Genomic DNA, 14,430 nt, shown 5'->3' on the forward strand with positions numbered 1-14,430 from the left:
TTAACAGATCTCAGCGCCTGCAGGCATCTCTTTCTCCGGTACCATCAGGGAAAGATTTCCATCTGCATCCTCTGCACAGAGGATCATACCCTCGCTGAGGATTCCTGCAAGTTTGGCAGGTTTCAGATTTGTAACAACCATAACTTTTTTGCCAACCATTTCCTCTGCGGAATAGTGAGCCTTGATTCCGGATACGATCTGACGTACCTGGCTTCCGATCTTAACCTGGGAGCAGAGAAGCTTTCTGGATTTCTTAACCTCCTCGCAGGCAATGATCTCGCCAACCTGGAACTGAAGTTTTTCAAAATCATCAAAAGTGATCTCCGGTTTTGCCTCGATGTCGATCACATCTTTGGCTTCCTCTTTCTCCTCTTTTACTTCTTCCTTTTTCTCTTCTTTCTTCGGATGAAGTTTCTCAACTTTCTCAAGAACCTCTTTCAGGTCAAGTCTTGCAAAAAGGATCTCCGGTTTGTCAGTTACACGGTTTCCTGACGGATAAAGACCAAACTGCTCCATATCCTCAAGAGTTCTCTCGTTTGCGTTGAGCTGTACAAGAATGCGCTCTGTTGTACGCGGCATAAAAGATTTCAGAAGAGATGCGCCGATGCAGATTCCCTCAACCAGGTTGTAGAGAACCGTTGCAAGACGATCCTGTTTTGTCTCATCCTTTGCAAGTGCCCACGGCATTGTCTCATCGATATATTTGTTGCAACGTTTGAACAGGGAGAATACCTCTGTAATGGCATCTGCAACACGAAGTTTGTCCATTTTTGCGGAAACGTTCTTCGGAACCTGAAGGATGAAATTCTTAAGATCCTCATCAACCGGCTCAGTAACGTTCTTGTTCTCAACGATTCCGTTGAAATATTTATTGGACATGGAGATTGTACGATTTACAAGGTTTCCAAGTGTATTTGCAAGATCGGAATTCAGTCTCTCAACCATCAGCTCCCATGTGATGACACCATCATTCTCAAACGGCATCTCGTGGAGTACGAAATAACGGACAGCATCTACACCGAAGAACTCAACAAGCTCATCTGCGTAAATTACATTTCCTTTGGATTTACTCATTTTTCCATCGCCCTGAAGAAGCCACGGATGTCCGAATACCTGTTTCGGAAGCGGAAGATCCAGAGACATCAGGAAGATCGGCCAGTAAATAGTATGGAAACGGATGATATCTTTACCGATAAGGTGAAGATCTGCAGGCCAGTATTTGTTGAATTTCTCGCTGCTGTTTCCGTCACAGTCATAGCCGATACCTGTGATATAGTTTGTCAGGGCATCCAGCCATACATATACAACGTGCTTCGGATCAAAATCTACCGGAATTCCCCATTTGAAGGATGTTCTGGATACACAGAGATCCTGAAGACCCGGAAGAAGGAAGTTGTTCATCATCTCGTTTTTACGGGACTCCGGCTGGATGAAATCCGGATGTGTGTTGATATAGTCAATAAGTTTATCTGCATATTTGCTCATTTTGAAGAAATATGCCTCTTCTTTAGCAGGTACGCATGGACGTCCGCAGTCCGGGCATTTACCGTCTACAAGCTGAGACTCTGTGAAGAAAGACTCGCATGGGGTACAGTACATTCCCTCATAATGACCTTTGTAGATATCTCCCTTTGCATACATTTTTTTGAAGATCTTTTTGACCTGCTCTTCATGGTCTTTATCTGTTGTACGGATAAATTTATCATAGGATGTGTTCATCAGATCCCAGATACGTTTGATCTCACCGGAAACGTTATCTACGAATTCCTTCGGTGTAACACCAGCTTCCTCGGCCTTCAGCTCGATCTTCTGGCCATGCTCATCAGTACCTGTCTGGAAATATACGTCATATCCCTGCTGTCTCTTAAAACGTGCGATGGCATCTGCAAGAACAACCTCATAAGTATTTCCGATATGCGGTTTACCGGATGTGTACGCAATGGCAGTGCTGATATAATATCTCTGCTTTTCCATTTTTCTTTCCTCCATAATATAAAAAATAATTGTATGCTTACTCATAACTGACTGAAAGTATATTCAGCCAAAACAGGAAAAATCCTGTCGATGCCATTGGAAGATTACAATGTAATTTCCTGTGACATAAAAAAACGTCTTCTCATACCACTTGCGATATGAGAAGACGAGTTATTACCCGTGTTACCACTTCTGTTCGTTCCTGCCTCGCGGCAAAAACCTCATCAGGTACAGCAAACTCTATACCCTTCCGCTATAACAGGCGGTCCTGTCACTGCCTGCCGGTGTCCATTAAACGGGACATTCGCATTCCGCTTATCGCATTCAAACCGGGTCAGCAATGCCTCTCTGAAGCCATCTTCCATCTGCGCCTGCACATCCCTCTCAGTCTCGGAACTCTTGCACAAAATGAATCTTCACATTTCACTCTGCTGCATATCCATAAACGCAATCGCTTCATAATCTGCGTTCAAAAAAGTCCTCCGGGGATTTCCCTGTAGTGTGGTGTACACATGTACTCTCTTCTTCCACGAGTTTTCCATATGAGAAAATCGTAACACATTTCCAGTGGTTTGTAAACGGGGAAATATTAATTTACGGTTACTTTACATTTCACAGTTTTGGTTCCGGATTTCACGGTGATCACTGCAGTTCCTTTTGCTTTTGCGGTGATCTTGCCGTTGGAAGCTACAACTGCTACGGATGTTTTGCTGGATGTATAAGTTACTTTTTCCTGGCTTGTTACCGGAGCGAGAACTGGCTGTAATACCCTGCTCTGGCCTTTCTTTAAAGTTACTCCTGCCGGGATTCCGGAGATTTTTGTTGTTTTTACAGTTGTCGGCTGAACAGTAACTTTCACTGTTTTCTTAAGACCACTCTTTAATGTGATCGTAATCGTTGCAGTTCCCTTCAATGCACCGGCTGTAACTGTGCTGGTTCCATTCGTTTTTCCGGATACTGTGACAACCTTTGTATTACTGGATTTCCAGGAAACGATGGAGTCACCGCTTTTCAGGCCGGAAACTTTCAGCACTGTCGTTTTCTGTTTTGTCTTTAAGAGAAGTGAAGTTACGGAAGTTTTCATATATGGTGTTAATTTCTTTCCATAATCTCTGGTCTCTGTTTTCTGACAGGTATCGCAGATACGTGTCTGAACTTCCGGTTTGAATACTGTTGCTGCTGTTTTTGTAGTCCATGCTGTAAAGCTGTGGCCAATTGCAGGAATTTCTTTCTGCTCGCCAAGGATCTTTTTGCAGACACTGCAGTACGGAATTTCCATTCCTTCTTTTTCACAGGTAGCTGCTTTTATCACAAGCATTGTTTCTGTATGACCCAATGCCGGAATCTCCTGCTGCTCTTTCAGAGTTTTTCCGCAGGCTGTACAATGGCTTCCTTCCGTTTTTCCTGGTGTTTCACAGGTTGGCTCTACTGCCTTATCTGTAACCGCTTCTTTATGACCGGTTGCCGGAACTTCTTTCTGTTCCTTCAGTATTTTACCGCAGATAAAACAATGACTTCCTGCCGTTTTTCCTGCCTCCTCGCAGGTCGCTGCTACTGCCGGATCAATGGTTTCTGTATGGCCAAGAGCCGGAATTTCTTTCTGCTCTTTCAGTACTTTGCCGCAGACGGAACAATGACTTCCTTCCGTTTTTCCTGGTGTTTCACAGGTGGCGGCTGTTGCCTCATCGGTTACTTTTTCTGTGTGTCCGGTTGGCGCAATTTTTTCCTGTTCTTTCAGTACTTTGCCGCAGGTCTGGCAATGGCTGCCTTCGGTCTTTCCGGATTCTTCGCAGGTTGGAGCTACGGCTTTATCGATCACTGCTTTATGATCTGTTACCGGAAGCTCTTTATGGCTGTTCAGAATTTTGTGGCAGGTGCTGCAGTATACCAGGGCATTTCCCGGTTCCTGACAGGTCGCTGCTTTTGTTACCATTTCCGCTTCTTTGTGTCCCTGTGCCGGAATTTCCTTCTGGGCTTTCAGGATCTTATCGCAGATCTTACAATGACTTCCCTCAGTTTTTCCTGCTGTTTCACAGGTGGCTTCTATGGCCTTATCAATGACTTCTTTATGTCCAAGAGATGGCGTTTCTTTCTGAACTCTCAGTACTTTACCGCAGACTGCACAATGGCTTCCTTCGGTTTTTCCTGATTCTTCACAGGTTGCTGCTACTGCCTCATCGGTTACTTCCTGATGCTCGATCATCGGAAGTTTTTCTGTTCTGGTTTTCTCGCAGTTTGTACAGGTGTAGCTCTGCTCACCTTCTTCGGTACAGGTTGCTTCTTTGACAATTTCTCCTGCTTCCCAGTTATGTCCGATGGCTGGAATTTCTTCCTGTTCCTTCAATATTTTACCACATACTGAACAGTGGATTCCTTCGGTTTTTCCTGGTTCTTCGCAAGTTGCTGCTACTGCCTCATCGGTCACTTCCTGATGCTCGATCATCGGAAGTTTTTCTGTTTTTGTTTCTTTGCAGTTTGTACAGGTGTAGCTCTGCTCACCTTCTTCGGTACAGGTTGCTTCTTTGACGGTTTCTCCTGCTTCCCAGTTATGACCGGTTGCCGGGATTATTTTCTGCTCTTCTAATACTTCACCGCAGACGGAGCAATGGATTCCCTCAGTTTTTCCATCTTCGGTACAGGTTGGTACTACAGGATCAACCGTTATCGGATCATGGCCTGTCGCCGGAATTTCTTTCTTATCGGTCAGGATCTTATGACAGGTGCTGCAAAATACCATCGCATTTCCTGGCTCTGTACAGGTTGCGGCTTTGGTTACTACTTCGACTTCTGTATGTGGAGATGCCTCAATCTCCTCCTGGGATTCAAACACTTTACCGCAGACAGAACAATGGCTTCCTGCTGTTTTTCCTGGTTTCTCACAGGTTGCATCTTCTGCTTTATCGTCCACGATCGTATGGCCGGTTGCCGGAATTTCTTTTTCATCCGTCAGGATTCTCTTACAGCTGCTGCAGTATACCAGGGCATTTCCCGGTTCTTCACAGGTCGCTACTTTGGTTACTACTTCTACTTCTGTATGAGCAAGACGTGGAATTCCCTTTCGTGGTTCCAGGACTTTCTGGCATACAGAACAGTAGCTTCCGCCTGTCCATCCCATGGATTCACAGGTTGGTGCGATCTCTGCATCGGCTACTTTTCTGTGGCCGGTTGCCGGAATCTTTTTGTGATAATTTAAAACTTTCTCGCAGGTACTGCAATATACAAGAATGTTTCCTGTCTCTTCGCAGGTTGCTTCTTTTGTTATGATCTCAGCTTCTTTATGACCCAGTGCCGGAATCTCTTTCTGGGCCTTTAAAACTTTCTCGCAGGTCTTACAGTGGCTTCCCTCTGTTTTTCCTGTTTTCTCACAAGTCGGGTCTACGGCCTCGTCGATTACTTCTTTATGACCGGTTGCCGGAACTTCTTCCTGCGCTTTTATAATTTCGTTGCATACAGAACAGCGGATTCCTGCTGTTTTTCCTGCTTCCTCACAGGTCGGTGCTATAGCTTCATCGATCACCTCTGTATGACCCAGGGCAGGGATTTTTTCTGTTTTGGTTCCCTGGCATTTTGTACAGGTGTAACCCTTCTCGCCTTCCTCTGTGCAGGTTGGATCTCGAAGGATTTCTCCCTCTTTCCAGTCATGGCCGGTTGCAGGGATCACTTTCTGGAACTCAAGGATCTTTCCGCAGACAGAACAGTGTTTTCCTTCTGTTTTTCCATCTTCGGTACAGGTTGGCTCTACGGCCTTATCTGCTACCTCGGTATGGCCTGTTGCCGGGATTTCCTTTTTATCAGTAAGAATCTTATGGCAGGTGCTGCAGTATACCATTGCGTTTCCTGATTCTTCACAGGTTGCTGCCCTGGTTACCAATTCTACTTCTGTGTGACCAGTTGCTGGAATCTCTTCCTGTTCTTTTAAGATCTTTCCACAGATCTCGCAGTGGGTTCCTTCGGTTTTTCCTGCTGTTTCGCAGGTCGCTTCTATTCTTTCATCTGTTACCTCGGCATGTCCACGAGCCGGGATCTCTTCCTGTGCCTGGAATACGAAATCGCATCTGGAGCAGTGGCTTCCCTCGGTCTTTCCAGGTGTTTCACAGGTCGGGTCTATGGCTTCATCCTTTACTTTCTCATGGCCTAAAGCGGAAATACTTTCTGTCATGGTGTTTCCACAGTTCATACAGATCAGTGTACGCTCGCCATCTTCGGTACAGGTTGCTTCTTTTGTAATTTCTTTTTCTGTCCAGCTATGTCCTGTCGGAGGAATTTCCTGCTGCGTCTGAAAAACAAATCCACATTCAGAACAATGGCTTCCTTCGGTTTTTCCCGGCGTCTCGCAGGTCGGTGCTACATATGCATCTTCAACTATCGTATGTCCGGTAGCCGGAATTTCTTCCTGGGCTTTGAGCACAGTACCACAGACAGAGCAATGGCTTCCCTCGGTTTTTCCTGCTGTTTCACAGGTCGCTGCTACACCTTCATCAATCACCACATTATGTTCCTGAAGCGGAATCTCTTCTTCATAAAACTCTCCGCAAAGACTGCAGATCATCTTTTTCAGGCCGGTTTCTGTGCAGGATGCCGGATGTATGATCGTTTCTTCATAAGAATGGTCGTGGTTCGGATCATAATTATAGTACACCGTTGCATGGTTAATATCATCTTCTGTTAAACCATATTTATCCCATTCTGCCTTTGAGCCGGTGTATCGGATCGCGGAAAGGCCACTGCACTCTGCAAAAGCGGTGTTTGCAATATCAGTTACCGTATTCGGGATTGTGATAATATTAAGATTCTCACATGATTTAAACGCATTCTGGTTGATATCAGTTACACTTTCCGGTATTTCAATTCTTCTGATACCGGAGCAATACTCAAATGTGTTATCACTGATTTCTGTAAGCTTCTCTGAAAGTTTCACAGTTTCAAGACTGGAACAACCGGAAAATGCACTGCTTCCAATGTTGCTGACTTTGTCCGGAACTGTAATTTCTTTTAAGCTGCTACAGGAAGCAAATGTTCCACTTCCAATATTTTTCAACACAGCTGGAAGTATTACTTTTTCCAGCGAAGAACACCTTTCAAACGCATTATCACCAATGTTTCTTACATTTTCCGGTATCACAATTTCCTTCAACGCCGTACAATTGGAAAATGTCCCTTCCTGTATATTGATAATACCGCCCGGTAATTCAATACCTGTCAGACTGCTGCAGTTCTGAAATGCTCTCTGATCAATCTCTGTTACTGTTTCAGGGATTGTAACAGTTTTAAGACTTTCGCAGGTATTAAACAGATATTCTGGAAGAGTTGTAACACCTTCCGGAATTGTGATCGAAGTGATTTTTTTGCAATCCCCAAAAGTCTCTGCTCCAAGTTCCTTCAGATCTTTTGGCAGTGTCAGTTCAACAAGATTTTCACAGCCATAAAACGCTTGCCTTCTTATGTACTTTACATTATCCGGAAGCGTTACACGCTTTAAGTTCCGGCATCCGTCAAAAGTACCTTCCTGAATTTCACTGATTCCCTCCGGAAGTTCCGCTTTTTTTAGTTTACTGCATTCTGCAAAAGTTCTTTCTCCAATTTTTGTAAGGCTTTCAGGAAATATAACCTCTATAAGGTTACTGCAATTCCGGAACGCCTGGCTGGAAATACTTTTAAGTCCTTCCGGCAAACTTATTTCTTCAAGACTTATGCAGCTATAAAATGCATTTGAACCAATATCTGTAACATTTGTAGAAATTGTAACTTTTTCAATATTATTCCATCCTGAAAAAGCAGATTCTCCTATCTCCGTGATCCCATCTTCTACACTTACTTCAAATATGTAATTTTTATAACTGTTCCATGGCTCCAGAGTATCACTTTGATTCAATATTGCTCCATCGCCTTTAAATACCAGTTTCCCGTCTTTATACAGAATCCAGCTGATCGAGCCATTATAGCCTGATGCACGGACACTGTTATCTTTGTCAATTGCCTCTGTTCTAGTAGATCCGCAGGATTTACAGGTATATGTCCTTTCTCCTACTTCTGTTGCCGTAGGATATTTGGTTATTTTTCCTTCGTCCCAGCTGTGGCCGGTTGCCGGAATTTCTTTCTGTTCCTGATAGACCTCACCACATACAGAACAGTGACTTCCTTCTGTTTTACCCGGTGTTTCGCAAGTTGGTGCTACTGCCTCATCAATGACTTTCGTGTGGCCGGTTGCCGGAATTTCTTCTGTTTTTGTTTTCTGGCATCTTGTACAGGTGTATTTTTTCTCACCTTTCTCTGTACAGGTTGCAGGAGTGACTTCACTCTCTTCCCAGTCATGTCCCAGCGCCGGGAAAAGTTCCAGCTGTTCCTGAAGGATTTTTCCACATACAGAACAATGACTTCCTTCAGTCTTTCCATTTTCTTCACAGGTCGCCTCTATCGCTTCGTCTTTTACCACTGTGTGTCCGGCAGGTGGAACTTCTTCCTGTTCTTTCAGGATCTCATTACATACAGAACAGTGACTTCCTTCTGTCTTTCCACTTTCTTCACAGGTCGGTGCTACTGCCTCGTCAATAACCTCTTTATGTCCGGCAGCCGGAATTTCCTCTTTATAGGAATCTCCGCAAAGACTGCATACCATCTTCTGGAGGCCTTTTTCTGTACATGTGCTTGCTTCTATGACATGTGGTTCATAAGAATGTTCATGGTTTGGATCGTAATTATAATAAACAGTTGCGTTGTGAATATTGCTGCTCGTTAAACCAAGCTTATCCCATTCTTCTTTTGAACCGGTAAATCTGATAACTGAAAGACCCCAGCTGGAATTAAGAGCCTCTTTACTGATACTTGTTACAGTATTCGGTATAAGAAGAATACTGTTTCCAGCTTCCGAAAAACTGTCTTTTCCTATACTTGTAATTCCTTCCGGTATTGTAACTTCTTCAAGGTGATGGCATCCCATAAACATGCCCTCTGTAATACCGGAAATGTTTTTTGATAATGTTACTTTTCTGAGTTTATGGCACTGACCGAATATTTTTTCCCCAATATTTTTAATGCTGTCTGGCAGCACAATTTCTTTCAGTTCTTCACAATAATAAAATGCCATATCTCCAAGGCTCTCTACACCGTCCGAAATTGTCGCAGTTTCCAGCACTACGCACCCATCAAAAGCTTCTGCACCAATACTTTTTACACTGCCTGGAATATTAATGGACTGAAGACTGCTGCAATTACCAAATACATTGTCTCCGATCGTTTTTACATTGTCCGGAATATTAATGGACTGAAGACTGCTACAGTGGGAAAATGCACCATTTCCAATATTCTCTATGCTGTCTGACAACGTAACTTTCTGAAGATTTGTACAACCATCAAATAACCCTACCGGTATATCCGTAACTTCAGCTGACAGTACAACCTCCGACAAACTGCTGCAATTACCAAACGCTTCTGTTCCAATACTTTTTACTTTATCTGGTATTGTTATTTCTTCCAGAGACTAACATTGATAAAAAGCATACTGGTCAATATTCCTTACATTATTCGGAATATTAACAGATCTCAGGCTGATGCAGCCATAAAATGTATATTGTTCTATATTGGTAATGTTTTCCGGAAGAACAAGTTCTGATATTTTTTTACAGCCCCAAAATGCTCTTTCTCCGATTCTCGTTACTGTATTCGGAATATTAACACTTTCCAGACTGATACAGTCCTCAAATGTATAGCCTGGAATTGTATATATTTTTTCAGGAATATTTACTTTCGTAAGTTTTTTGCATCCGTAAAAAACGTTTGTCCCCATACTTGACAGACTTTCCGGCAACACAACTTCTGTAAGATTTTCGCAATTCTCAAACTCACCATTTCCAATACTTGCCAGTCCCTCTGGAAGTGTTACACTTGTCAGACCGCTGCATTCCCAGAAAACGCCCCAGTCCATTGTCGCAACTTTATCCGGGATTTTAACGCTCTGCAGTTTCGTACAATATGCAAAAGCCTGCTCCCCAATTGTTATAATACTGTCCGGCAGATCAATGCTGGTAAGACTCACACATTTTGTAAACATGCATTCCGGAATTGCTTTAAGATTTTTCGATAATGTTACATGCTCCAGACTTGTACATTCCTCAAACAGTTTTCTTCCAACTTCTACAACGCTGTCTGCAATTGTAACGTTTTCAAGAATGCCACATCCGAAAAAAGCATAATCGCCAATATATGTAATTCCATCTTCCACTGTCAGACTTGTTATCTGGCTCTTGTAACTGTTCCATGGTACCGATGTTTCACTATAATATGGAGGTACCAGACCATTTCCTGAAATTACCAGCTCTCCGTCCTCATATAAAGTCCATGTAACATTATCATTTACAGCTCCACTGGCCGTAACACTCTTCGCAGTCTGCGTATCTACAGAATCTGCACTCTCCCCATCCGAAAACACATCAATCGCAGCTGCATCCGTTTCCTCTTTTTCCAGAGAGTCACCTCCCTGCATATCCTGCTGAAGTTCTTCTTCATTGGATATCTCATCTGAGATATCATTCTGTCCTGAGCTTCCATCAGGAGCTACATCCGCAATATTATTCTGTTCTGCATTTCCATCAGATGCCGCCTCTGAGATATCTCCCTGCACTGCATTCCCACCAGACGCTGCATCCGCAGTATCACCCTGCGCCATACTTACATCAGATGTCCTCTCTGCAATATCCTCTTGCGCCGCACCTTCGTCAAAATTCCCATCTGCTTCTGCAGATGCCGCACTGGCATTTCCAGCCTCCAGTTGTCCTGCTTCCCCATCTGCTATCCCTCCGGAACTGTCCGTCAGAACCCCCGGATCATCAAAAGCAAAAACCTCTGTCGGAGCCGCAGACAAGACCATCACAGATGACAGCATAACTGCCAGAACCTGTTTCAATTTCATTCCCCATCCTCCTGTCTTTTGTCCAATAAAGCGGACATTCACATTCCGCTCTGCTACATGTATATGAACGCAAACACTTCATAACTTACGTTCACACTCTATATCACAATTCTACCCTACATCCCCAAATAAAGCAAAGCCAAACCAGGCATTTCCGGCAGATTTGGCACTACTGCTGATTGTTTCTGCGAGAATTTATCTAATTTTTTCAACAGTGTAAATCCCTTCCGACGTAAGTTGATCCTGTCCGGAAGCCAGTTCCATATCCCTGGAACATTCCCAAATAATCTCTTATAAGTTAATCAAATATTCATACTACACATTCGGCATAAAAAAAACACACAGCAGTTTTCATTCCTGCCATGTGTCATTAACTATCATTCCAAATCTACATCCAGATCAGATAGATATCGCCATCCAAATTCCACCTTATCATGCGTTTCATACACTCACATCCGTCTCTGCCTGTACATCCACCGCCAAACCATCCGAAAAGCAATGGTCGTCAACGTCATACCTGCAGCCATGCTCGCCGCAAAAAGGATCGTATAAATCCCGTCCTTCTGAAAATTCGCCCAGTTCTTCATCATCATCCAGTTCATAGTACGATACAATGCCGCCCCCGGAATCAACGGAATCGTAGCAGAAACCAGAAAAACCGTAACCGGCGTCTTGTGAACCCTCGCCATACACTCCGCATACAAAGTAATCGCCACCGTTGACCAGAAACCACAGACATATGGACTGGGAGTCACAAACTCCACCGCCAGATAAACCGCCCAGGACAAACAGCCCCCCAGAGCCGCAAACCACAATTTTTTACCATGTATATTAAACAACGCCGCAAAACCAAGCGACCCTGTAAAGGATACAATCAGCTGTATGATCTCTCTCATATTTTTCCTCCATATTCATGGACACACCGTTGTCTCTGTTACCGTTCTTCGCCATGATCACATTTCTGCCTGAACCCCCTCAGAACAACAGATTCGCCGCTGTAAAACCAAGTCCCACAACCAGCGCCAGCAAAATCGACTCCATACACCGGATCAAACCCGTAATCGTATCCCCGGAAAACATATCACGCAGCGAATTAGTAAACGCAATACCCGGAATCAGCAACATAATATTACCAATACTGATCAGATCCGCATGATGCCCCAGCCCGATCAGCACAGTAAGATTGGAAAGGACACCACCCGCTCCACAACACAAAAGCACCGTAAGCAGCGAATTCAGCGCCCCCCTTTTCACAAAAGCCTCAAACAACTTCAACGCAATACCGATCAACGCCGAAGCGATCATATCATTAAGATCCCCGCCAAAAAAAACAGAAAACGACCCGGAGATCACCGCATAGATCAAAATCTGCGTCCGAAAAGAATATCCCTTTTTATTCCGGATCACATCCAGCCGCCTCTGAATCTCCTCCGGCTTCGGTCGAAACTCACAGATAAATCTGGAAAGCTGATTCAGATCATCCAGCCTCCCCAGATCATTCGCCATCCCCGGCACCCGCCGCGTCTGCGTACAAATCCCGAAATCCTCACCATAAATCGTCGTCACAATACTGGAAGTAATGGAAAAAACATCCGCCCGGGAAGCACCATAAGCCAGGCAGATACGACGGATCGTATCCTCAACACGCCCAACTTCAGCACCACAGCAAAGAAGCTGCTCCCCAATCGTCATCGCATAATACAAATACTGCTCCGCCTCATCCCTCGTCATCCGGCACACCTCCCTGTACAACTATTTCATCCCCATCTATTTTAGGACAGCTAAATATCAAAAGCAACCAAGTTCCCCACGTTTAAATATTCATTTCTTCTATATTTCCTCAAAGCAACAAACTCCCAACGCCCATCAAGCCGACAACGAAACACCCAATACCTCTAAGCCAACAGCAAAGCGCCCAATACCTCTAAGCCGACAGCGAAGCGCCCAATACCTCTAAGCCGACAGCGAAGCGCCTCGGCCCCCACCACCTCCCGTCAGACCACAAGGAAACTCAGCCTTTCCTCCCAGCCGTCCAGCGAAGCGCTGACGGCTCATCCAACCTCCGGGAAACCACTCAACCTCACACCCTAATCCAACCTCCCGAGCAGCCGCCTCATACTCTCCGTCTTGAAACACCAGCTGGCAAGGCGTGTGCTGTCTGGCGACGGCTCTGCAGGAGGGGTGCTGATTCTTAGCCGGTGGAAATCTGCGTTGCTTCAAAAATTCTCGCTGTCTGAGCGGCTTCAGACGCGAGTTCGAGAATTTTTGAAGCGGTTTTAGCAGATTTTCAGCGGCTTAGAAGTCAGCCCCCGACGAAGCCCCGGCGCCGGACAGCACACGCCTTGCCAGCGTCCGTACCTTATTATCAAAGAAAAAAGCCGCCCAGACAAACAATCCAGGCGACTCCCAAAATCCAATGCTCAGCTCTATATTCAATTAATCACATCTTAAGCCAGCTTGCCACCAAGCTCACGGCAGGCAGCCAATCCCTCATCATCAGGAGTATTATTGCAGATAAGCCCCTCATCCTCAACAAGCTCAGCCCCAGCATCCTTAGCTCTGCCACACCAGGTTCTCATCCACTCACCATCGCCCCAGTCATAGGAACCAAACAGCGCAACCTTCTTACCAGACAGTTTACCCTCAAGCTCAGAGAAAAACGGCTCAAACTCACCATCCTCAAGCTCTTCATCCCCCATAGCCGGACAACCAAGAGCCAGAACATCAAAAGAAAGCGCTTTATCCACATCAGCATCAGCCACTTCCATAATCTCAACATCTGCACCAGCAGCCTTGGCACCTTCCTCAACAGCCTGCGCCATAGCCTCTGTGTTACCTGTAGAAGACCAGTAAATAATTCCTACCTTGCTCATCTCAAAAACCTCCTGTTTTAAACTTTATATTATACGCACATCTGAGATGTACAGAGATGCTTCATACCAACAACCTGCAAAATCGAATACCCCGCACGGATCTGCGCCGCAGTAAACTCCCGGCACTTATCATAACTGTCAAAAACCCTGCGAGCCTGCTCCACGTTATCATAAACCTTCCAGTAACCACACATCTTGCAGCCACTGCCCCCGAACTTCCGAAAGCCCTTCACATCCTCAATAGGATACCCCAGAAAAAGCCCGATCTCATGAGGAAACTCCGTCTTATGAAAAAATCTCTCCTTCAAACGGACAATCATCTCATCCAGAGAACCATCTATATTATAGCCATCCTGAAGCAAAAGATTCCTGGCCTCATCCTGCGCCAGATATTCCTGCAGCATATCTGGCCGGTACACCAGAAGTAGATAATGCTTCCTGCATCCACAGATGATCTCCATACGGATACCCTCCCGTTCAAGACCCTCCTTATAATCCGAAATGATCTCCGGCAGCTCCGGCATCCTCTCTTTGGAAAAAGAAACAAGATTCGCCGGTTTCATTCCCATTAAAACAGGGGAACAATGATAACCTATGACAGATTCAAATTTTTCACAAGTCATTTGCATTCTCCTTTACGCTTTAGTTAGATTTCTCTAACCATTGTAAATATACTAC

The 14,430-nt window shown here is 44.8% G+C and carries 7 protein-coding genes; all 7 read right to left on the reverse strand.

What is annotated here, in order from left to right; genetic code table 11:
- A complete protein-coding gene (gene metG, locus AC04Q6_RS07115) occupies positions 1-1,974 on the reverse strand; it encodes a methionine--tRNA ligase (protein ID WP_244096087.1) in 1,974 nt (657 codons plus the stop codon).
- A 589-nt stretch (positions 1,975-2,563) separates the two neighbouring features.
- Positions 2,564-9,448, reverse strand: a complete 6,885-nt coding sequence (locus tag AC04Q6_RS07120) for a leucine-rich repeat protein (protein WP_255820961.1) — start codon at positions 9,446-9,448, stop codon at positions 2,564-2,566.
- Between the two features lie 3 nt (positions 9,449-9,451).
- Positions 9,452-10,879, reverse strand: a complete 1,428-nt coding sequence (locus AC04Q6_RS07125) for a leucine-rich repeat domain-containing protein (protein WP_118070824.1) — start codon at positions 10,877-10,879, stop codon at positions 9,452-9,454.
- 449 nt (positions 10,880-11,328) lie between these two features.
- On the reverse strand, positions 11,329-11,775 hold the full coding sequence (locus tag AC04Q6_RS07130) for a threonine/serine exporter family protein (RefSeq protein WP_118070823.1): 447 nt from the start codon (positions 11,773-11,775) through the stop codon (positions 11,329-11,331).
- 79 nt (positions 11,776-11,854) lie between these two features.
- The gene (locus AC04Q6_RS07135) at positions 11,855-12,610 is read right to left on the reverse strand and encodes a threonine/serine exporter family protein (protein ID WP_118062203.1); all 756 of its coding nucleotides are present in this window, start codon (positions 12,608-12,610) and stop codon (positions 11,855-11,857) included.
- A 716-nt stretch (positions 12,611-13,326) separates the two neighbouring features.
- Positions 13,327-13,752, reverse strand: coding sequence for a flavodoxin (locus tag AC04Q6_RS07140; protein ID WP_118070822.1), 426 nt, complete (start codon positions 13,750-13,752; stop codon positions 13,327-13,329).
- A gap of 29 nt (positions 13,753-13,781) precedes the next feature.
- Positions 13,782-14,375 carry a DUF3793 family protein gene (locus AC04Q6_RS07145; RefSeq protein WP_021975925.1) on the reverse strand — a complete coding sequence of 198 codons (594 nt, stop codon included), beginning with the start codon at positions 14,373-14,375 and terminating at the stop codon, positions 13,782-13,784.
- Positions 14,376-14,430 lie beyond the last annotated feature (55 nt).

This window comes from Blautia sp. HA9023 (genome assembly GCF_056504095.1).